At 48.5% G+C, this 21,412-nt stretch carries 22 protein-coding genes and 1 pseudogene; 18 read left to right on the top strand and 5 right to left on the bottom strand.

Translation table 11 applies throughout. The annotated features are described in order from the left end of the window. The first annotated feature begins 40 nt into the window (after positions 1 to 40). The 6 genes from IEY34_RS30070 (at position 41) to lepB (ending at position 4,197) form a co-directional block, all read left to right on the top strand. Positions 41 to 337, top strand: a complete 297-nt coding sequence (locus tag IEY34_RS30070) for a hypothetical protein (RefSeq protein ID WP_189019045.1) — start codon at positions 41 to 43, stop codon at positions 335 to 337. A 28-nt stretch (positions 338 to 365) separates the two neighbouring features. Further along, positions 366 to 1,010: a PspA/IM30 family protein gene (locus IEY34_RS30065; protein ID WP_189019042.1), complete on the top strand. Its 645-nt coding sequence runs from the start codon at positions 366 to 368 to the stop codon at positions 1,008 to 1,010. Positions 1,011 to 1,176: 166 nt separating this feature from the next. Beyond that, positions 1,177 to 1,839: a cell wall-active antibiotics response protein LiaF gene (gene liaF, locus IEY34_RS30060; protein ID WP_189019041.1), complete on the top strand. Its 663-nt coding sequence runs from the start codon at positions 1,177 to 1,179 to the stop codon at positions 1,837 to 1,839. 25 nt (positions 1,840 to 1,864) lie between these two features. Next, positions 1,865 to 2,926: a sensor histidine kinase gene (locus tag IEY34_RS30055; RefSeq protein WP_189019039.1), complete on the top strand. Its 1,062-nt coding sequence runs from the start codon at positions 1,865 to 1,867 to the stop codon at positions 2,924 to 2,926. Positions 2,927 to 2,968: 42 nt separating this feature from the next. Next, positions 2,969 to 3,616, top strand: coding sequence for a response regulator transcription factor (locus tag IEY34_RS30050; RefSeq protein WP_189019037.1), 648 nt, complete (start codon positions 2,969 to 2,971; stop codon positions 3,614 to 3,616). Positions 3,617 to 3,648: 32 nt separating this feature from the next. Then, the gene (gene lepB / locus IEY34_RS30045; protein ID WP_189019035.1) at positions 3,649 to 4,197 is read left to right on the top strand and encodes a signal peptidase I; all 549 of its coding nucleotides are present in this window, start codon (positions 3,649 to 3,651) and stop codon (positions 4,195 to 4,197) included. A 62-nt stretch (positions 4,198 to 4,259) separates the two neighbouring features. Here the strand turns inward: lepB and IEY34_RS30040 are convergent, their stop codons facing one another. Further along, the gene (locus IEY34_RS30040) at positions 4,260 to 4,979 is read right to left on the bottom strand and encodes a hypothetical protein (protein ID WP_189019033.1); all 720 of its coding nucleotides are present in this window, start codon (positions 4,977 to 4,979) and stop codon (positions 4,260 to 4,262) included. A gap of 164 nt (positions 4,980 to 5,143) precedes the next feature. Between IEY34_RS30040 and IEY34_RS30035 the strand changes: the two genes are divergently transcribed. Then, the gene (locus tag IEY34_RS30035; RefSeq protein WP_189019031.1) at positions 5,144 to 5,590 is read left to right on the top strand and encodes a GNAT family N-acetyltransferase; all 447 of its coding nucleotides are present in this window, start codon (positions 5,144 to 5,146) and stop codon (positions 5,588 to 5,590) included. Positions 5,591 to 5,643: 53 nt separating this feature from the next. Here the strand turns inward: IEY34_RS30035 and IEY34_RS30030 are convergent, their stop codons facing one another. Then, the gene (locus IEY34_RS30030) at positions 5,644 to 6,000 is read right to left on the bottom strand and encodes a hypothetical protein (protein ID WP_189019029.1); all 357 of its coding nucleotides are present in this window, start codon (positions 5,998 to 6,000) and stop codon (positions 5,644 to 5,646) included. A 192-nt stretch (positions 6,001 to 6,192) separates the two neighbouring features. Between IEY34_RS30030 and zwf the strand changes: the two genes are divergently transcribed. The 5 genes from zwf (at position 6,193) to IEY34_RS30005 (ending at position 12,618) form a co-directional block, all read left to right on the top strand. Continuing rightward, the gene (gene zwf / locus IEY34_RS30025) at positions 6,193 to 7,728 is read left to right on the top strand and encodes a glucose-6-phosphate dehydrogenase (protein WP_189019027.1); all 1,536 of its coding nucleotides are present in this window, start codon (positions 6,193 to 6,195) and stop codon (positions 7,726 to 7,728) included. A gap of 103 nt (positions 7,729 to 7,831) precedes the next feature. Next, complete coding sequence (locus tag IEY34_RS30020) at positions 7,832 to 8,902, top strand: metallophosphoesterase family protein (RefSeq protein WP_189019025.1); 1,071 nt, start codon at positions 7,832 to 7,834, stop codon at positions 8,900 to 8,902. Positions 8,903 to 8,945: 43 nt separating this feature from the next. Further along, positions 8,946 to 10,529, top strand: coding sequence for a peptide chain release factor 3 (locus IEY34_RS30015; RefSeq protein ID WP_189019023.1), 1,584 nt, complete (start codon positions 8,946 to 8,948; stop codon positions 10,527 to 10,529). Between the two features lie 150 nt (positions 10,530 to 10,679). After that, a complete protein-coding gene (locus IEY34_RS30010; protein ID WP_189019022.1) occupies positions 10,680 to 11,951 on the top strand; it encodes a glycosyltransferase family 4 protein in 1,272 nt (423 codons plus the stop codon). Beyond that, positions 11,857 to 12,618 (top strand): YheC/YheD family protein, encoded by a 762-nt coding sequence (locus tag IEY34_RS30005; protein WP_229757911.1) that lies wholly within the window; start codon positions 11,857 to 11,859, stop codon positions 12,616 to 12,618. The genes IEY34_RS30010 and IEY34_RS30005 overlap by 95 nt, the downstream gene beginning before the upstream one ends. Here the strand turns inward: IEY34_RS30005 and IEY34_RS30000 are convergent. Next, entirely contained in the window at positions 12,613 to 13,974 is a 1,362-nt protein-coding gene (locus IEY34_RS30000) for a putative bifunctional diguanylate cyclase/phosphodiesterase (RefSeq protein ID WP_189019020.1), read from the bottom strand. The two genes, IEY34_RS30005 and IEY34_RS30000, sit on opposite strands and share 6 nt — an antisense overlap. A gap of 262 nt (positions 13,975 to 14,236) precedes the next feature. Between IEY34_RS30000 and IEY34_RS29995 the strand changes: the two genes are divergently transcribed. Genes IEY34_RS29995 through IEY34_RS29980 form a run of 4 tightly spaced genes read left to right on the top strand, consistent with a single transcriptional unit; the run spans position 14,237 to position 18,280 of the window. Then, positions 14,237 to 15,283 (top strand): LacI family DNA-binding transcriptional regulator, encoded by a 1,047-nt coding sequence (locus IEY34_RS29995; protein WP_189019018.1) that lies wholly within the window; start codon positions 14,237 to 14,239, stop codon positions 15,281 to 15,283. A 53-nt stretch (positions 15,284 to 15,336) separates the two neighbouring features. Next, the gene (locus tag IEY34_RS29990) at positions 15,337 to 16,503 is read left to right on the top strand and encodes a Gfo/Idh/MocA family protein (protein WP_189019016.1); all 1,167 of its coding nucleotides are present in this window, start codon (positions 15,337 to 15,339) and stop codon (positions 16,501 to 16,503) included. A gap of 33 nt (positions 16,504 to 16,536) precedes the next feature. Continuing rightward, on the top strand, positions 16,537 to 17,166 hold the full coding sequence (locus tag IEY34_RS29985) for a ThuA domain-containing protein (protein WP_189019015.1): 630 nt from the start codon (positions 16,537 to 16,539) through the stop codon (positions 17,164 to 17,166). A gap of 19 nt (positions 17,167 to 17,185) precedes the next feature. Then, positions 17,186 to 18,280, top strand: coding sequence for a Gfo/Idh/MocA family protein (locus IEY34_RS29980; protein WP_189019014.1), 1,095 nt, complete (start codon positions 17,186 to 17,188; stop codon positions 18,278 to 18,280). Positions 18,281 to 18,635: 355 nt separating this feature from the next. Here the strand turns inward: IEY34_RS29980 and sspI are convergent, their stop codons facing one another. Beyond that, the gene (gene sspI / locus IEY34_RS29975; protein WP_189019013.1) at positions 18,636 to 18,839 is read right to left on the bottom strand and encodes a small acid-soluble spore protein SspI; all 204 of its coding nucleotides are present in this window, start codon (positions 18,837 to 18,839) and stop codon (positions 18,636 to 18,638) included. 159 nt (positions 18,840 to 18,998) lie between these two features. Here sspI and IEY34_RS29970 point away from each other — a divergent pair, with 159 nt between their 5' ends. Beyond that, positions 18,999 to 19,658 (top strand): potassium channel family protein, encoded by a 660-nt coding sequence (locus IEY34_RS29970; protein ID WP_189019011.1) that lies wholly within the window; start codon positions 18,999 to 19,001, stop codon positions 19,656 to 19,658. A gap of 26 nt (positions 19,659 to 19,684) precedes the next feature. After that, positions 19,685 to 20,476 carry a TrmH family RNA methyltransferase gene (locus IEY34_RS29965; protein WP_189019085.1) on the top strand — a complete coding sequence of 264 codons (792 nt, stop codon included), beginning with the start codon at positions 19,685 to 19,687 and terminating at the stop codon, positions 20,474 to 20,476. A 776-nt stretch (positions 20,477 to 21,252) separates the two neighbouring features. Here IEY34_RS29965 and IEY34_RS38190 read toward each other — a convergent pair. Then, a pseudogene (locus IEY34_RS38190) lies at positions 21,253 to 21,411 on the bottom strand (IS4 family transposase); the annotation flags it as partial. Position 21,412: the final 1 nt, after the last annotated feature.

Raw genomic sequence — 21,412 nt, 5'->3', positions numbered from 1 at the left:
GAATGAAGACATGAAGCAAACACGAAGGGCGGTTGGCAAGATGAGGTTGGATCGATCAAAAAGTATTGCATTGCTTTTTATTACAGTAGGGTTACTGATTTGTTTACATCAATTTGGTCATTTAATGGGATGGCTGGTTCCGGTGTCCATGGTGGTGCTGGGCTATGTCGGCATAAAGAATGACAAGAAAATAGGATGGTTGATTTTTGGCATAGGCGCTTTGATCTTGACGTTCAAATTGTCTGGACTCCTGATTCTCGGTTTGGCTGTGTGGATGTTGGTTTATGGCTTCCGCATGCTGAAGAAACAGGATGTTTCGTCTAATCATGAATTTTAATCGATGAGAAAATAGGAGGTGTGGCATAATGAGCATATTGAATCGGATTGGTAAAATGGCTGAGACGGCCTGGCAAGATGCTGCATGCAAGCTGGATAAGCATGAGCGGGGAGGCAGCGCCTCAGAATCGGGGCAGCGCGGGATCAAGGCGCTGGAGCAGCGCTATGAGGAGGCGCTGCAGCATACGATAGAGCTGAGACGGCTATGTGTGAACGCCGAGGAGATGGCGCAGCTGCGGAGCGAGCAAGCCGAGCTGGCGATGCGCGCCGGCGAAGAGGACCTCGCGCGGATGGCACTGCAAGAGAAGCTGCGCGAGGAAGCCGCTAGCGAGCAGTTCCGCGCGCAATACGCAAGCAGCCAGGACTTGTGCCTGGCGCTTGCGGATGAATTGCGCGGGCTGCGTGCCGGGCACGCAGCAGGTGAACGGCAGCCGGAAGGCGGGCTGCCGCCGAAGGAGGCTCGCGACACATGGCGCGAGCTCGAAGTGACCGGCCGCGAGCTCGGCCGGGAAGCGCTGCAGGGCCTCCGCGTCGCGGGCCGCCTGTCGCGTGAGACGCTGAAGGAAGCCGGCGGCAATCTCCAGCAGGAGCTGCGCTCGCTGCGCGGCAAGCTCAAGCAGGATTGGCAGCATCAGAGCTTCAGCGATGAGAAGGACTCGAGCGGCAAGAAATAGCCGCGAATCATCGTCAGCGCCGGAGACACGGCGCACGGCGTGACCTTCAAGATTCACGAAAAAGCCTTGCCGATCAAGGATTTGCATCTTGGAGGTCGTCCATTCTTATGGTATGCTAGGGTTCTATATCAACTACTTAAATTAGGCAGCCAGAGGAGGTGCAGCGATGGGCGAAGAAACCAAAAACAACCGCAGCCGGAATACAGCACTTGTGCTGATTGGAGCCGGTCTTTTTTTGCTTCTAGATCATACGATAGGCTTTTTCCCCATTCTTGCGATTATCCTCGTCTTGCTTGGTATTCATCGGGTTCGTTCACGTAAAGAACGCAAGGGCTATGTGTTGATCGGCATCGGGGCGGTCATCTTATTCGGAGATCACATTACAATTGTGTTTTCTATTGTTTTAATTTCACTAGGCCTGTTTTTTATACGATCGAAACAAGTGCACAAGGACGATACGTATATTCAAAAGCAAAAGCTGATGGACAGCGTCCGCTTGGGCCGCGAGCCGTGGATTTTGCGCAACAGCTCGACCTGGTACATTATCGGTGAAACGTATATTGATCTCTCCCTTGCGATCCTGGAACAAAAAGAAACCACGCTGATTCTACAAGGGGTCGTCGGTGATGTGGACATTAAAGTGCCTGATGATATCGGTGTCTCCGTAGCTACTTCCGTGACCTTTGGACAAATTCAGGTGGCCAATGAGAAGGAATCCGGCGTAATGAACAAATTAACATGGCAATCACCCAACTATGAGCACTGTGATCATCGTGTGAAACTAGTTCTTTCTTACATCGTAGGAGATATCAAGATTAAAGTAATGTAACGTAGTGGAGGAGGTTCAGTACCTATTGGACGGCTATAAACGGCGATTAACCAACATGATATGGCGCAGTATGGCTGAATCAATCATCTTTAGTTTCTTTGTCTTAGGCGCTATTATTTATTTTTTGCAATCACGCAATTTGATCGTGCCGTTTGCGAACTGGCAGGAAGGCGTGAAGTTTACCTTTATGGCGATCTTGATCATCGGCAGCATAGGAGCAGGCTATGGCTATTGGAATAGCAGTCGCATAACAAGGCGGCTTGAGCCGATGATGGAAACGATGATTCTATTGGAAAAAGGCACATTTTCCCGTGAAGGCTTCGAATATGGGGAAGATGAAATCGGTCGTCTCAGCGAGCAATTGGGGCGGATTATGAAGCGCTGGGAAGAACAGGTTACTTCCTTGCAGCGATTGTCCAACGATAATGCCGAGCTCGCAGAGAAGGCCAAATTATCCGCGGTTATTGAAGAGCGGCAGCGGTTGGCGCGGGAGCTTCATGATGCGGTGAGCCAGCAGTTGTTTGCGATCTCGATGACGGCAACGGCGGTTGGGCGGACGTTGGACAAGGATTTCGAGAAGGCCAAGCGCCAAATCCATTTGATTGAGGAAATGGCCTCTGTGGCGCAGTCCGAGATGAGGGCTTTGCTGCTCCATCTAAGACCGATTCATCTGGAAGGCAAACGGCTGTCAGAAGGGCTTGTGGAGCTGCTGAAGGAGCTCGCTGCGAAGGTCCCGATGGCGATCACGTGGGATATGGACGAAGAAATTCGTTTAAATAAAGGAATTGAAGATCATTTATTCCGGATTGTGCAGGAGGCTCTCTCGAATGCACTGCGTCATTCCAAAGCGAACAAGCTGGAAGTGAAGCTGCTGCATCGTCCGGACGGTGTTCGTCTGGCAATTCGTGATGATGGCGTCGGCTTTGAACTGGATGCGAAGAAGCTCACTTCTTATGGCATCGTATCGATGAAGGAGCGGGTCAACGAAATTGGCGGCTCCGTAGACATTATTACGGCACCGGATCGTGGAACACGGATAGAAATCAGGGTGCCTATACTTGCTTCTGAACTTGTTGTTGAAGGCTAGCTGAGGAGTCAAGAAATCATTGTGGAGTGAGAGGAGAAGCAAATGGACGACGCTTTGATTAAAGTTTTGCTTGTCGATGACCATGAAATGGTAAGAATCGGACTCGCAGCCGTATTAGGAACAGAGGATGGCATTGAAGTGGTCGGAGAGGCAAGCAATGGCCATGACGGCATTCGGCTTGCTCAGGAATATCGACCTGATGTCGTACTGATGGATCTAGTTATGGAAGGCATGGACGGGATTGAAACGACGAGGAAGCTGCTGCAATTGTACCCGGATTGCAAAGTCATCGTGTTGACGAGCTTCCTGGATGATGAGAAAATGTATCCAGTCATAGAAGCAGGAGCTTTCAGCTATTTGCTCAAAACGTCACGCGCTTCTGAGATCGCGCAAGCGATCAGAGCGGCCGCCAAGGGGCAGTCGATTCTGGAGTCGCAAGTGGCCTCCAAGATCATGAATCGGTTTCGCCAGCCAAAGCCTGTCGCGGCGCCGCATGAGGAATTGACGGATCGCGAGATGGAAGTGCTGCGGTTGATTGCGAAGGGCAAGTCGAACCAAGAGTTGGCGGACGATTTGTTCATTGGTGTGAAGACCGTGAAATTTCACGTTACGAATGTACTTGCCAAATTAGGTGTTGAAGATCGCACGCAAGCGGCGATTTACGCATTTAAGCATGGGTTGGCAGAGTAGCAGTAGCAGCTAAGTTACAAGGAGCGATAAGGATGAATTTATTAAAGCAAATCTGGAGCTGGTTCGGTTCCATTGCCATTTCGTTTGTGCTAGTCGTGTTTCTTGGTGTGTTTGTGTTCCAATCCACGAAGGTTATGGGTCATTCGATGGACCCTACGCTGCATGACACTCAGCGCGTGTACGTGTCTAAGCTGTCTCATACGTTTAATTATGAACCCAACTATGGTGATATTGTCATCATCGATTCGCGTGTTGACATGAAACGCACGTTCAAGAACGATTTGCTCGACAGTCCGCTGCTTAGTTTGTTCACCAAAGGCGATGACAATCATGTCTGGATCAAACGCATAATTGGCAAGCCGGGAGATCAATTAGAGCTCAAAGATGATAAAATGTATCGCAATGGGCAACTTCTCGATGAGCCCTATATCAATGAGGCTATGCGGGCAAACGGCAACAAGCAATGGAAAGTCCCGGATGATCATGTTTTTGTGATGGGAGATAATCGCAATAACAGCATGGATAGCCGTGTGATCGGCTTTGTTCCACTGGATCATGTTTTAGGCAAAAAGTTATTTTAACAGCAAACGGCCCTCGAGGTGAGCATGCAGGCGCATGAGCATCGCGAGGGCCGTTATTTGGTTTACATCTGAGCGTCGAGCAGCAATCCGCTCATCGGTACCGGCAAGTACGCCTGCAGCTGCGCGCGATATTGCCCGTAGGGCTTCAGCGGCGAGCTGGAGAGCTGAAAGAGAGACTCGGAAGGCAACTGCTGCAGCTGGCCAAGTGAGTTCGCTAAGGACGCTGCGAAGCTCGTCATGCTGCCTAGGCTTCTGCGCAGTGATCCTGACGGGCTAATAAGCTGATTATGCAGCTCATCTTCCGCCAGCTGCAAGGTGCCGTCATCGAGCTTGGTAATGCCGATCTCTTGCAAAGAATAAGGCTTAGCCGCTTGCTCAAAGCCGTTCAGCAATGAACGGTTCAAGTATTCAGGTGAACTCTTTAAGCTATTTTGAAATTCATTATAAGTATCAACAAATTGACGGATAGGCTCTAGGATAGCTTCGCTATCGGCATCTGCAAGGTTGGAAGTAGCTGGGAAAGCAGCCGCGGATAGGCGAGCGTTCATTAAGGATTGTGCGGACTGTTTGACCACTTGGGCGGATTGAACAAATCCGGCCACCCCTTTGGCGGCTTTCTGGGCGAATTGCTTGTAAGGCAGTCCCTCGAAGGGCATGTTCAGAGATTCCCTTATGGTGGTTGATTTCCCACCGGAGGTCGCCCGGACGGCGCTGACACGGTAATAATCCTTATGGGTCTGATAGCTGCTTATCGCTGTGATTGGTGGATAGGCATTGATCATTCAAAACACCTCATTTCGCTTATGTATAGTATACCATTCGCAGGCACTGGGGTAAATTGGTACTTGCTGCGATGGAACAATTAAGATGTGCGTTTGCAGAGGGGGTCATTTCACGAATTACCAACATAAGATAGCATTATTGCTTCTTGTGGAGGCGGTGCCCTATGATTCGCAAACGATTGCCTTCTGTTGACGACCGGGCAATCCATCGATTGGTTGTTGAACAGTTAGTACCCTTTTCCAGGTTATATGACACAGGTGCTTCTATAACTTTTGCGGAAATACGCAAGCGGCTGAATCACAACAAAACATTTGTCCTTGCCAAAGGCCTGAAACAGCCCTTCGGTTTCATCTCGGTAACCCGCAAATCGCATGTCTTGTTCGTGGATATGCTGGCCATTGACGCCCGTGAACAGGGCAAAGGCAGGGGGCGCGAACTGATGAAGATGGCTGAAGACTTTGGGAAAAGTGAGCGCTGCCATTCCGCGGAGCTTTTTGTCGATGACAGCAACCCTAACGCCATCGGTTTCTATGCCAGACAGGGATATGAGATCAAAGAATACCTTGCAGAGTTGAGCTGCTACCGAATGAGTAAACGGATCGGCCGATAGGTGAGAGGGGCTGTCTTCAAGTAGACGTATCTACCTGAAAACAGCCGTTTTTTTTATGGGCTGAAGATGGCTGAAACTTGGCTCAGCGGAATGTTCAGGGCTCCCAACGGTGCCTGGGCTGCGCCCCCAAAGAGCGGAAGACCGAAGGATGAAAAGCCGGTAGGGATAGGATTCGGAGACGGATTATGACTTGTTGATTTCGCTTGTTTCGTTTTTACAGACTTGCTCGGTTTAACTTTTTTGGCAGTCGAGCTGAGTTTGGGACGAGTTTCTTCATTGAGAATTAAGCTGTTTTTTTCTAGACGACTTAGGACACCATAGATTTCGGAACCATTGGTCAAATAAATGAGAACAGGCTTTCCGCAAAAGCTGCGGCAGGATTTTTCAGTAATCGGATGAATGGGCTGCATAAGGTTAAGGGCACCTCCGTAGTATTGTGTACTGTAGCCTATTCGGTGCTAGTGCGATCGGTATAGACAAATGTCTAGTTTGGTATAAGAAAATGTTATTAGTAAAAATACTCAGAAAAGTTGAATAGCTTGACAATTTTAGGTATGCTAAGCATATTGACTTTATTCTAATAGAGAAAGAATGATGCATAGATGAGTGGAGCTGTATTCTATATTTTCGGAGCAACGGGTGATTTGGCGAAAAGAAAGCTGTTTCCAGCCTTCTATAGCCTTTATCGCGAGGGTAAATTAGGAGAAAATTTTGCAGTTGTAGGTCTGGCCCGCAGACCGCGCACGAATGAGCAGTTTCGCGATGACGTGAAAAACTCGATTCAAGATTTTGCGCGTTACAAAATTGCAGACGAGGCCGAGTGGGAACGTTTTGCAGAGCGCTTTGAATATATGTCGCTGGACATTAACAATGTGGCTGGATTCCACGAATTGAATGTGCTCACAAGCAAGCTGGATGAGAAATACGAAACAGGCGGCAATCGTTTGTTCTATCTGGCCTTGGCGCCAGAGCTCTTCGGCAACGTGTCTTACAATTTAAGCGAAGGCGGCTTGCTGGAAACCAAAGGTTGGCACCGTCTTGTGATTGAAAAGCCATTTGGCTACGATCTGCCGTCCGCAGAACGATTGAATGGACAACTTCGCCAAGTGTTCGAAGAAAAAGATATTTACCGCATCGATCATTACTTAGGCAAAGAAATGGTGCAAAATATCGAATTCGTACGTTTTGCGAATGCTTTCTTTGAACCGCTTTGGAATAATAAATACATAGCTAATATTCAAATTACGCTCAGCGAAACCGTTGGTGTCGAAGAGCGTGGTGGTTACTATGACCACTCCGGAGCTTTGCGCGATATGGGTCAAAACCATATGCTGCAAATGCTGATGATGATGGCGATGGAGCCGCCTAGCCGCTTGCATCCGGAAGATATCCGCGACGAGAAGGTGAAGGTGCTTCGCTCCTTGCGTCTGTTCGAATCCGGTGACGACGTGCGTGCGAATGTGGTGCGTGGGCAATATGCGAGCGGAACGAGCCGCGGCAAGGATTTGCCGGCTTACCGTGAGGAAGATTCGGTTAATCCGGAATCGACGACAGAAACGTATTTTGCTGCAAGAGTGCATGTGGACAACTTCCGCTGGGCGGGAGTGCCATTCTACATCCGAACAGGGAAAAGGCTCCCGGTCAAAACGACGGAAGTCGTGGTCGAATTCAAGAACATTCCGAATAATGTTTACTTAGCCAAAAAGCACGAGCTTGAACCGAATTTGCTGGTATTCCGCGTAAATCCGATGGAAGGCATTTATCTGAAGATGAATGCGAAACAGCCAGGTTCTGAAGGCGTAATTGTTCCGGTTGCTATGGATTTCTGCCAAAGCTGTCAGATCGGCATCAACACGCCGGAAGCTTATGAACGTTTGCTGCATGATGCTACGCGCGGTGACTCGACGTATTTCACCCGTTGGGATGAAGTTGCGCTCGCTTGGTCTTATGTTGATCGTATCGCAGCAGCTTGGACGGAGCAATCCGCTGATCTCAAGCATTACTCAGCCGGATCGTGGGGTCCTGTTGAAGCAACTGAGCTGCTGAGTCAGGATGGCTTCAAGTGGTGGCCGATTAACGGTCAACATGAAGGGGAAGTGGATTGGGCTGCCGTACAGAAGACAACGGTTTTAACCTAAGACAACACTGCATAAAATCCAACAGGCGACTCTGCCTGTTGGATTTTTTATGGTATAATAGCAAGTACGGAGTAAATCTTATTAGTATACTTGGGGTGCTTTTATGTCGCGGAGAGCTTTTATCAGATGGCTGCTTGCCATTGGGGCTGCATTGGTTGGATTAAGTGCCTTTTTCAGTCAAAAGGTGAAGAACAAATTTATGCAGGCAAATCAGCCTGCTGTCTCATCGATCAAGCCTGAACCCGCGCAACCAGTGGCGCAAACGACGACTGAGCCGCTGCCAACAGGCCCGCTTATGTCCTATTTTATATTAAGCGATCTGCATGTCAGTGTCGGTGATCCATCGACGGGGAAGAAGCTGCGGCAAGCATTGGATGATATTAAGCAGTTCGACGGTCCTGTCGATGCGATTATGTTGACGGGTGACTTGACGGATACGGGGACGGAACGAGATTATAAAGAGCTGCGTACCATTGTAAGTGAATATAAACTTCCGCCTGTTCATGCGAATATGGGGAATCATGATTACTACACGATCTGGATCAATAAAGCGAATAGCTGGGATCAAGCTGCCGTTCCGAATGGCAAAAGTGATCAGATGAGCAGAGAGCAGTTCAAGAAATTTTTTGGCTACTCGCAAGTTTATAATGATTTCACGACCAAGGGGCACTCGATCCTGCTGCTGTCGCAAGAAGCCTATGTGCAAGAGAAACCGGAAGTCGGGGAAGGCGCATGGTATTCCGATGAACAGTTGGCTTGGTTCAAAGAACGTGTCCAAAGTTTATACCAGCCGGGAAGACCCTTGTTCGTCATGACGCATCAACCTTTGCCGCCTAACGGCGCAGACGGGGGATCGCATCAATTAATCCGAGCTATTAAATTCCGCGAAATTCTAAAGCCCTACAAAAATGTATTCGTGTTCTGCGGACATCGTCATCAGGATTTCCAGAATGGAACGCCTCATTACGTGCAAGAAACGTTTCATTTTTTCCACAATGCTTCGGTTGGAAGGACGTTAAACCGTGCCTATCAGCAGGAAGCCAAGATGAAAACGCAAGGTATCTATGTGCAGGTATTTGCGGATAAGGTCGTCGTGCGAGGGCGAGAATTCAGCAATCGTACGTTCCTTGATGAAGCGAACTGGAGCATCGATTTGCAAAAAGCGCAGGTCTGAAGAAATTGTATTCATGTAAAAGCAGAAGGGAATAAACTAACAAATGACAACGCAACTCTCTAAACTTCTCGAGACGGAAGTCGCTAAACGACGGACGTTCGCGATTATTTCTCACCCGGATGCGGGGAAAACAACACTGACTGAGAAACTCCTTCTATTCGGGGGAGCCATTCGGATGGCAGGTACGGTCAAAGGTCGTAAAGCCAGTAAACATGCTACATCAGACTGGATGGAGATTGAGAAGCAGCGTGGTATCTCGGTTACTTCCAGTGTGATGCAGTTTGATTATGAAGGTCATCGAGTCAACATTCTGGATACGCCTGGTCACCAAGATTTCAGTGAGGATACGTATAGGACACTGACTGCCGCGGATAGCGCAGTGATGCTTATTGACGTGGCCAAAGGGGTAGAGACACAGACGAAGAAGCTGTTTCAGGTGTGCCGGATGCGCGGTATCCCGATTTTCACCTTTATCAATAAATTGGATCGCGAAGGCCGTGATCCTTTTGAGCTGTTGGAAGAATTGGAGGAAGTACTCGGTATTCGTTCCTACCCAATGAACTGGCCGATTGGTTCGGGCAAACAGTTCTGCGGCGTGTACGATCGCGGCAAATCGCAATTGGAGCTGTATCAAGGCGATGATCACAAAGATATTCAAGTTCGCAAAGTGGATGGCGTTGATGATCCCTTGGTGAAACAAATTGCCGGTGAATTCCTGCACAAGCAATTAAGCCAGGATATCGAGCTTCTCGACGTCGCGGGAGATCCTTTTGACATGGAGAAAGTGCTTAAGGGTGAGCTTACGCCTGTCTTCTTCGGCAGTGCGGTGAACAATTTCGGTGTTCAGACGTTCCTTGAGAATTTCTTGCAACTTGCGCCCAAGCCGGAGCCGCGGAACAGTACAGCAGGCTTAATTGAGCCTACGAAAGAGAAGTTTTCCGGTTATGTGTTCAAAATTCAAGCAAATATGAACCCGGCCCATCGCGACCGTGTTGCCTTCTTGCGGATCGTTTCCGGCAAGTTCGAACGCGGGATGTCCGTGAAGCATGTTCGTATCGGCAAAGATATTAAACTCGCTCAGCCGCAGCAATTTTTGGCCCAAGATCGCGATATCGTGGAGACGGCTTATCCTGGAGATATTATCGGGTTGTTCGACCCTGGTATTTTCCAAATTGGAGATTCGCTCAGCGAAGGCGAAGAGATTGTTTTCGACGAGCTGCCAACGTTCTCGCCGGAGCTCTTCAGTAAGGTTTCGATCAAAAATGCTTTGAAGCAAAAGCAGTTCCTCAAAGGGATTGATCAGTTGACAGAAGAAGGTATGATCCAGGTGTTCACGACATTTGGGTTCGAAGATATGATCCTTGGTGTTGTCGGCCAACTGCAATTCGAGGTGCTTGAGCACCGGATGAAATCGGAATATGGCGTGGACATCCTATTACAGCGCCAGAACTATCAGTTCGCGCGTTGGATTGTGGACGAGAAGATTGATCCAAGCAAGTTCCGGATTAACTCCCAGTTGGTGAAAGACAAAAAGGGCAACTATGTAGGTTTGTTCGAGAGTGAATATGCACTCAGATCTTCCGTTGAGAAGAATCCGACCGCGAAGTTTCTAACGAGTGCTCCATAAGCGTGAATAGCAAGAAGAGGCCTTTCCCAGATGATCATCTGGGGGATGGCCTCTTCTTGCATTTTAGTCGCCAATGGTCGGTTCGCTTCATACAATAGGTACGGGTAATCAAGTAATCCTACACTGGCAGGTAAGGAAGTGAACTCAGACGTGCACGTCTTGATTGTTGCTCCTGAACAGATTCCAGTACCCCCAGTTTTGGGTGGTTCCGTCGAAATATGCATACACGCTATCGCACGCCAGCTTGCCAAAGAGCACCATGTAACCGTCATCTCAAGGCGGCATATGAAGTACGCTCATGTGACGCGGGAGGGTCAGCTCACGATCGTTAGAGTTCCAACAGGGAGCAAAAACCGGTATTTGCATGAAGTACTCAAGGCCACTCGCGGAAAGACGTATGATTGGATTCAAGTTGATAATAGACCCTACTATGCGGCTATGGTGAAGAAGCATTTTCCCCGTATACCGGTCTCGCTCTTCATGCACTCTTTGACCTTCATGAAGCCGCCTTATGCGTCAATGGCGAGGTGTGCCAAGCATTTAGACAAAGTGGACTGGATTGTAGCGAATAGCAGCTCACTGGAACAAGAGTTAGTAAGGTTATACCCTAAACAAAGCGGCAAGGTTCACAAGATCTATCTGGGCACCGATGTAGACAGGTTTAGTCCAAGATCGACGGATGCGATCAGACGACTTAGGAAGAAATACCGCGTTGGCAGCGGTTTTCAGGTCTTGTACGCAGGTAGACTGATTAGGCGCAAGGGGATTTCTCTGCTGATTCGCGCTGTCCATTTGGCCAGGAAATCCGTTCCTGACATGAAGCTGCTAATCGCAGGCGGAGAGCAAAGCAAAGGATTCAAAGCAGCGCTGCAGAAAAAGGCCAAGAAGCTTGCGGTGCCCACGAAGTTCTTAGGGAATATCCCGCATCGCAGGATGCATCATGTCTATGGGCTTGCGAATTGCTTCGTCTGTCCATCCCAACAGCATGAGGCGTTCGGACTTGTCAATGTGGAAGCAATGGCATCTGGGCTGCCTGTTATTGCCTCAGCCAATGGCGGTATCAAAGAAGTGATACGGCATGAGCATAACGGTGTATTGATACGTTCGTTCCGAAGTCCCAAGGCATTCGCAGAGGGAATTGTGGCCATCGCGAAGCAAAAGGAACGGGCGATATGCTTAGCCAGACAGGCGCGGCAAGATGTCGTGAAGCAATTCAGCTGGCAGGCCACAGCACAATCATTGGCCGATTTGTATAGACTGAAGCTGGAGGCAGAACATGAAGAAGACTCCCAAGAAACGGAGCGGGATCCGTTATCCCCGGTATATTATGAGCAAGATTGGCAAGACGAAGGCTGTGGAAGCGAGGGCATCGCTCAGGCAATATGTGCCAACGACGAAACGGATGACGTTAGAGACACTTAAACAAATGCTCGCACAGTATAAAATGGTTTATATCAAACCGAATGTCGGGATGTTTGGAAATGGTGTTATCCGCGTAGAACAAGCTGAATCCGGGAAAGCAGAAGAAAAAGAGAAGGAAAAAGAGCAGCTTTTTTCGTATCAGTCCGGCGTAACGGTAAGAAAGTTTAAAACGTTCGAAGAGATGTATGCTTCTATCAGCCGAGTGACGAAGAGTCGACCCTATTTGGCACAAAAAGGGATTCATTTGCTCAAATACAGAGGGAACCGATTTGATCTGAGGGTTATGGTGCAGAAAACGCCGCTTCAAACGTGGGAAACAACGGGGATTATTGGCCGTGTAGCGCATCCGAGCAAGATTGTGACGAATTTCCATAACGGAGGCACTTTGAAATCCGTAGAAACGCTGCTGCACAGTTATTTGCCAGGAAGTCAACGGAAGGGTTACATCAAGAAGCTGCGTACGCTCGGGGTCCAAATAGCGAATGCAATGAATGCGCGATATAAAGGGGTTAAGGAAATCGGAGTCGATGTCGCTCTGGATCATGACCTGCATCCTTGGATTCTCGAAGTCAATACGAGTCCAGATCCATTCATTTTCCGTCGCTTAACAGACAAACGCATTTTTGCCAAAATCAGACGCTATTCCAGATCTTACAGCCGGTTATGAAATCATAACCGGCCTGTTGTTGTATTGGTCAAAGCTTCGCTCGATTTCGTAGACAGAAACGGGAGGGCTTAACAAATAGCCTTGAATGGTCGTACAGGTCGTTTCTTTCAATATTTCAAGCTGGCTTAATTCTTCTACGCCTTCGGCAACAACTTGTACGTTAAGGGCATGTCCAAGATGGATAATGGCATTAGTAATGGCCAAGTCGTCCTTGTTGCATTGGATATTTTGGACAAAGGATCGATCTATTTTCAAGCAATGAATAGGAAAATGCTTTAAGTAATTGAGGGATGAGTAGCCGATTCCGAAATCATCGATTGAAATGGAAATGCCTTTATTGCATAGTTTTTCCAAGACTGCAATGGTTGTCTCCATATTCTGCATAATGGAGCTTTCAGTAATTTCGAATTCCAAGTAAGAAGGATCAATGCCTGTCTTTTCGATAATATGAATGGCTTTATCAGAGAAGCCTTCATCTTGAAACTGACAAGGAGAGATATTGACGGCAATCTGGTAGTTCAGGATACCTGCTTCTAGCCATCTCACTTTCTGTAGACAAGCTTCCCGAAGGACCCACTCGCCAAGCGATAGAATTAAGCCGCTCTCTTCTGCAAGCGGAATAAACTCGTTCGGAGGAATCAGGCCGAGTGTAGGATGATTCCAGCGCACCAAAGCTTCCAGGCAAATAATGTTCCCTGTCGAAAGCTCAAGACGCGGCTGATAGTAGAGCATGAGCTGATTTTCTATAATAGCCTGGCGCAGTTCGGTTTCCATTTGAACTTGGTTGGTGAATGGTTGTTGAAGCAGTGAGTGGTATGCAACCAGTTTGTTTTTGCCTGTCTGTTTGGCCGCTAACAAAGCTCGATCTGCCTGTTGCATGGCTTGTTCGATGGAAACAGGGGGATTAATCTGGCTTGTCCCTATGCTGACGTTAATATAGCAAATCTGTTCCATAAAAAGAAAGGGTTTATCAAAGAGGTGTTGGACTTGATAGGTAAGTGAAGCCATCTGTTCTTGCGATTCTGTACATAAAAGAAGTCCGAATTCATCATCGCCTGTTTGAACAACAAGGTCACAATGTGGAACGGTTTGCAGCCTCTCCGCTACTTGGTGAAGCAGAAGGTCACCATATCGATAGCCGAAGGAGGCATTGATGTGTCGAAAACGATCGATGTCGAGCATGAGAAGGACACAGGAGGACGATGCGCTAGAGACACTTCTGGGAGGGCGAATCGCTTTATGAATCAGGTCTTGAAGATTATGGCGATGGTGAATACGAGTGACTTGATGGGTACTCCGCAGAGTACCTAAGGTTGTTGCTGTGGCCAAGTGAAAAAGGCGCCAGACTGATTTCATTGCGATCACTCATTCCCACATCATAGTTGTTCATTTATCTTTTATCATAAAACGAAAGGCAAGCTGTAGACAATATTATAAATTAGTTTATTTTCCAAAAAATAGCATAATTCGCAAGATGCCTTTGTGAAACTTTAATGAAAATGTCGAATTATGACGAAAAAGATCGACGAACATTAGTTGTTGACAATGAAGCCTGGAAAATGAGAAAATGTACGCGTGTACATAACGGACGAACATAGCAATGAAAGGAGGGTTATTCATGGTAACAAGAAAAGAGGTAGCAGAGCTGGCTAAGGTATCTGAAGCGACCGTTTCTCGTGTATTTAATGGCATCGGACCGATGAAGCCTACTACCAAGGCGCGAGTTCTGGAAGCCGCCGAGCAGTTGAAATATCATCCGAACGCGATTGCCCAAAGTTTCGCGAGAAGACGCAGCGGGAATCTTGGCGTAGTGCTGCCGTATATGCCTAAAGTGCATCTGTTCTCTGCTTATTATTTCTCCGAAATATTAAGCGGCATCGCCGAACAAGTGCGGGAACTGGGCTATGACCTGCTGTTGTCGCTAATGAAACCGGATGAGAGCTTGGACTACGCCTCGCTTTATCGTTCTCAGAAAGTAGACGCTTGTGTGATTCTGGGCGCCAGAGACACGCCAGGTCAGCGGGAATCGCTTATGCACTTGCAAGAACAAGGATATCCCTTCTGTTTGGTTAATCAGCGATTCGAAGGGTTGTCTTTCCATGAGGTAGATGCTGATCATGTGGAAGGCAGTTATCAAGCCGTTCGGCACTTGCAGGATGAGGGCTTCCGAAAGATTGCCTTCTTGAACGGCTCGCTGGGATACTCGAATTCCGTCGATCGACTTGAGGGATATAGGAAGGCCATGCAGGATGCGAAGCTGGAAGTCGCTCCAGAACTGCTGCTCGAAGGTAATTACAGCCGCAAAAGCGGCTATGAAGCAGCCTCGCGCTTATGGGAGCTGCGAGATCAAGTTGAAGCGGTATTCGCTGCCAATGATCGCATGGCTATCGGCTTGATGCAAGCGCTTCGAGAGCGAGGCTGGGTAGGCGGACGGGACTTCGCCGTGATTGGCTGCGATGACTCCGATGCGGCCAAACTTAGTGATCCTCCGCTAAGCAGCATAAGCGTTCCTTTCTTCGAAATGGGCAAGGAAGCCGCCCGTGGCGTATTGGCGGGCGTTCTTCATGGAGAAGCGGTTCATCCAGCGCGCATTAAGCTGCCGACCCAAGTGGTTGTCAGACAATCATCCAAAGGAAATCAGGCCAATCGAAGTCAAAAGTCTTGAAATTGGGTAATAGCGAGTGAAGGAATAACACGATTATAAGGAGGCATTTAATCATGATTACGAAATCATTCAATATTGGCATGGTCGGCTATAAATTTATGGGGAAGGCGCATAGCCATGCCTACAAAGATACGCCTATGTTCTTCCCACAAACAGCGGTGCCGAAGATGAAGCTCATCTGCGGCAGAGATGTTAACGGTGTTAATGAAGCGGCCGAGAAATTCGGCTGGGACGGGTATGTCACCGATTGGCGCGATCTGGTCTCGCATCCCGAGATCGACATTGTCGATATCAATGCGCCCAGTGATGCGCACAAGGAAATTGCGCTGGCCGCCGCCAAGGCCGGCAAGCATCTGTTCTGTGAGAAGCCGCTGGCGTTGACCCTTGCGGATGCGAGGGAAATGCTGGAGGCGGCGGAAGCAGCCGGGGTGAAGCACATGGTGGGCTTCAACTATCGGTTCGCTCCAGCGGTGCAGCTCGCGAAGAAGTTGGTCGAGAGCGGCCGCCTCGGCGATATCTACCATTTCCGCGCCTGGTTCTTGCAGGATTGGATCGTAGATCCAACATTCCCCTTGGTTTGGCGCCTTCAGAAGGAAATCGCCGGTTCCGGGGCGCATGGAGATTTGGGTGCGCATCTGATCGATTTGGCTCATTTCTTGATTGGCGACATGAAGGAAGTGATCGGAATGAGTGAAACGTTCGTCAAAGAGCGCCCGCTGCCTACCGAGATGACCGGTCTCAGCGCCAAGGGAAGCAAGGATGCTCCAACCGGTCCTGTTACGGTGGATGATGCGACGCTGTTTATGGCGCGTTTTGCGAATGGCGCGCTCGGCAGCTTCGAGGCTTCTCGGTTTGCGCCAGGGCACAGGTGCACGAATTCTTTTGAAATTAATGGCAGTAAGGGTAGTGTGAAGTTTGATTTTGAGCGTTTGAATGAACTGCAGGTGTATTTTACAAGTGATGACGAGGATGTTCAGGGCTTCAGACGTGTGCTGGCGACAGATGCCCCTCATGCTTATATGGATGCTTGGTGGCCTGCGGGACATACAATTGGCTATGAGCATACCTTTGTTCATGAGGTTGTGGAGTTAATGACTGCGATATCAGAGGACCGCCAGCCGGTTCCCAATTTCCATGATGGCGTGAAATGCCAGGAAGTGCTGGAAGCCGTGGATCAATCGATTGCAGAACGTCGTTGGGTGAGCATAAGTGAAGTGTAAGAGAGATAGGCAAATGAGAGGAGCAAGCTGTGTATGGGTAAACAGGCATTAATCGTCTGGGGAGGCTGGGATGGCCATCAGCCGGAAGAGGTAGCAGGGATATTGGCGGATGTGCTGCGCAACGAAGGGTATGGGGTCGAGGTCTCCGATACCCTGGACAGCTTCAGAGATGCGGAACGCCTTGCAGGTGTTGATCTCATTGTGCCTGTGTGGACGATGGGAACAATTGAAAGCGAACAACTGAAACCCTTGATCGCTGCGGTCAAGGAAGGCGGAACAGGCATCGCAGGCTGCCACGGCGGTATGGGCGATTCTTTCCGTAATGAAGTGGAGTATCAATACATGGTAGGTGGGCAGTGGGTAGCGCATCCTGGCAATGACGGTGTGACTTATACGGTTCGGATGAAGGATACAGGACATATTCTTACAGCGGGAATGGCAGATTTCGTGGTCGTGTCTGAGAAGTATTATATGCATGTGGACCCCGCCATTCAGGTTCATGCGGTAACGGATTTCGGCGATGTGGAGATGCCTGTTGTGTGGACCAAAACCTATGGAGCGGGCAAAGTTTATTATAATTCATTAGGGCATCAGGCCAATATTGTCCGCATGCCGGAAACACTTGAACTCATGCGTCGCGGTTTATTGTGGGCGACTAGATAACATTAGGGGGAACAAAGGAATGAGCAAGAAGAAAGTCGGTATTATCGGTTGTGGGAATATTAGTGCAGCGTATATGAAAAATATCCCTAACTTTGCGCATTTGGAACTGCTGGCCTGTGCAGATATTGATGTAGACCGCGCCAGAGCCAGAGCTGAGGAATTCAACATTCCGCATGCCTACTCTGTTCAAGAGCTTCTGCAGGATGCCAATATTGATATTGTGATCAACCTGACGATCCCAGCTGTGCATGCAGAAGTCTGTTTGCAAGTGCTTGAAGCTGGCAAGCATGTCTATGTGGAGAAGCCGTTAGCGGTCACGCGTGAAGAAGGACAACAGATTCTGGAGGTTGCCCGCCTTCGAGGATTGCTAGTGGGCAGTGCGCCGGACACGTTCCTTGGCGGTGGCATTCAAACATGCGTGAAGCTTATCAATGACGGCTGGATCGGTACGCCAATCGCCGCAACGGCCTTCATGATGGGAAAAGGGCACGAGCATTGGCATCCGGATCCTGAATTCTACTATGCCAAGGGCGGCGGCCCGATGTTCGACATGGGTCCTTACTACCTGACAGCCCTCGTGGCTTTGCTGGGCCCGATTCGCCGAGTGACGGGCTCCACGAATATTAGCTTCGCGGAGCGAACGATCATGAGCGAGAAGAAGCGTGGGCAAAAAATCGTAGTAGAAACACCTACTCATATTGCTGGCGTGCTCGATTTCCATAACGGAGCGATTGCCACACTCGTGACAAGTTTCGATATTATGGGAGGCACTCAGCTGCCAAACCTTGAAGTGTATGGCAGTCAAGGCTCTCTGCGCATCCCGGACCCGAACACGTTCGGCGGTCAAGTCATGATTCGCAAGCATGGCTCTGATTGGGAACCTATTCCGCTGTCACATGGTTACACGGAGAATAGTCGCGGCCTTGGCGTTGCCGCTATGGCTGAAGCCTTGATTACCGGTGAGAAAGAGGCTCATCGTGCCAACGGCGAATTGGCTTACCATGTACTGGAAGCGATGCATGGCTTCCATGATGCGTCAGATTCAGGCAAGCACTATGTGATGCAAAGCAGCTGCGAGAGGCCATCTCCGCTGAAAATAGATGCTATTCTATAAGTTGTCGTACAAAGACGAGGCTGTCCACTTAGGTTCACTACCTGGGGATAACCTCTTTTTTGTTGCTATCTGGCAAGGCTAGGGTTAACATGAGTTTGGGCTTCTTGGATTCAAGATGGAACATTGAGCGAGTTTGGCGAAGTAATTGAAGGAGGAAGGTACGGCCTATTATCCGTTTGAGACTTTTCATGATATTCTGGAGCAAATTCAATCAAACTGGCCTTCTTATCTAGATGGCACTGCGGCGGGAAGATGGAGTGGAAGATATCCGGCTGCTTGCCAATTCCCAGATGTGTTGGGATAAAGCAGCCAAGGGATTGCCTAAGCAGTCCCCTGGCTAACCAATGACATCGTTTCATTCGAGATGATCTTTAAGCGTTTCGACCAGTTGGTTTTGAATATTAGATTCACTATGCTGCCATATGATTTCGAAAAGCACACCAAGCCCCGGCAATACCCGTTCCTCTCCGCCGATGGAATCTTCAATAACTTCTTGAAGTTCATCATTCGATTTATTCTGGACTCGCTGGACGATGGCCTGTCTTAAAGTAATATTCATATGTGGACCTCGCTTCCATGTCGTTATCGCTATTAATATGTGCAAGATGCCGCCCGTTCATCCTCCCACACTTCACCACCTTTGGCTGAGAGTGAGATGGGGGACAGTTCTATGTTATACTTTGAACATTAACTTGGAATTTGGGGGAAACATAAGCTGATGAGAAAGCAATTTGCCATTATTGGCATGGGAAGATTCGGCTCCAGTGTCGCAAGAACGTTGTCACAGCTAGGTTTCGAAGTGATGGCGATTGATTCTCGGGAAGACACTGTACAGGAAATTTCCTCGATTGTCACACATGCCGTACAAGCCGATTCGACCGATGAGGAAGCATTGAGAGCACTGGGTATTCGCAATTTTGACGTTGTTGTAGTGGCGATTGGCGAAGATATTCAGGCGAGTATTCTGACTACATTAATCCTTAAAGAAATGGGCATACCTACGGTTGTCGTGAAAGCCGTTAATGATCTGCATGGCAAAGTTTTGAAGAAAATTGGCGCAGATAAAGTCGTATATCCCGAAAGAGATATGGGACAGCGCGTAGCCCATCATTTAATTTCATCTAATATTGTTGATTACATCGAATTATCTGCTGATTACAGCATTGTGGAAATTAAAGTTTCGAAACAATTGGTTGGCAAAAGCCTTATACAGCTTGATATTCGGGCCAAATATGGCTGCAATGTCATCGCGATCAAACAAAATGATAAACTGATCATTCCACCGAGTGCGGAAGAAATCCTGCGATCAGAAGATATCCTCGTATTAGTTGGTAAAAATTCGAATCTTCAAGCTTTTGAAGTGACTTTCGCGGAGTAGGTTGAATGAAAATGAAAAATATACATATCCAAATCATGTCTGTCCAAAATGCCAGAGTCAAAGAGTGGGCGCAGCTTCTGGAGCGTCGCGGCCGGGACAAGCAAGGAAAATATCTGATTGAAGGCTATCATCTGGTGGAAGAGGCACTTCGTGCTGGGGCTATGGTGGAAACGATCGTGTATAGTTTGGAAAAGGGCGCGCCAGCTGGGTGGGATGACCTTGACCAGGCTTCTTCAGTGGAATGGGTTGGCGTCAGCCCAGCCGTGCTGGAGAAATGTTCGGACACGCAGACCCCGCAAGGCGTGCTGGCCATCGTCGCTCGGCCGCAGCTCGGCATTGATGAGCTGCTCGCTGGCGAGCATGATCTGGTTGTGGTCCTGGACGGCGTTCAGGACCCAGGCAACCTCGGCACGATTATCCGCAGCGCGGATGCCGTCGGGGCTAATGCTGTTGTGCTCGGCCGCGGCACGGTCGATCTGTACAACCCCAAGACAATCCGCTCGACGATGGGATCGATGTATCATCTGCCGATTGTCGAGGCAGATCTGGGGGTGCTGCTGCCGCTCGCGCATGAGCGCGGCGTGCGGCTTGTGACCACGAGCCTGCAAGCGGAGCGCTCGTGTTACGACACGGACCTGCGGCAGCCGACGTGGCTGATCCTCGGCAACGAAGGCAAGGGCGTGTCGCCGGAGGTTGCCGCGCAGTCGGATGTGCAGGTGATCATCCCGATGCAGGGCAAGGCGGAGTCGCTGAACGTTGCGATGGCTGCGACGGTGCTGCTGTTTGAGGCTTCGCGGCAGCGGTTGGGTGGAATGTAGATATTTTATAACTAAGACAGTCCCGATGTGGCTCAAAGCCATGAGACATCGGGATTTTTATATTTTAGAAGTTGAATTTTTAAATAATCATTTTCGAGGGATTTCTTTGAAATTCATAGGGGGAAATGTAAAAAGACTGAGGAAAACACATAATCTAAATCAAATTGAATTTGCTAAGTTAATTGGGTCACCGACTCCACATATGTGATAGAGCCCATCTTGATGGACTTCTATCTTATAAATTACCTTAGGAATCCAACTCAACTTTACGTTTCCTTTTCAGGCGAATGCAGATACTGAACGGCATCTTCCCACTCCAACAGAATACCTTGAGCAGTATCATCCACTTGATTTTCAAATCCTTCAGCAATTTCGATGATTTCTGGATTAATGGGGCAATATGTTCCTGTTGTTCGAGAGTGTGTTTGTTAGCTCTGATATACTAAGATGAGGGCGGTAGTGATTATTGGCTTTGAAAGAATGATTTTATCAAGAATTATGAAGGAATTTAAAATATGACTATTTCAAGATTTAGAGATACAGGTGAAAGAATATATGACTTTCTATTCAAATACGACATTCTCATAGAGTGTCCTCATTGTATGAAATGTGCCAAAGGATTAAAAAGAGTGGATGGGAAATTCGGTTATATTATGCAATGTAAACGTTGTGGAGTTTTGACTGATCCAATAGTTGGGACATGGGGGAACTGAACTTTTATGGGTTTGAATCTTTGGTTACGGACGAATTGTTGTGGAGAATTACTGTGGGCTTATAAACAAAAGCACGAATACAAGCTGAAACAAATAGGCAGCCGTATAACCGAATTTCTTGTTGATTTTCGCGTCTTTTAAGTGCTTTAGCACACGAAGTTCTTCGAATGCGGGCTTAATTTCTTTGGGGAGTTGATTGCAGGACTGCTTTTGCTCTATCATA

Source organism: Paenibacillus marchantiophytorum, assembly GCF_014640555.1.
Classification (GTDB): domain Bacteria; phylum Bacillota; class Bacilli; order Paenibacillales; family NBRC-103111; genus Paenibacillus_E; species Paenibacillus_E marchantiophytorum.
Note: the sequence above shows the minus strand (reverse complement) of the source record. Positions and strands in the feature narration are given on the sequence as shown.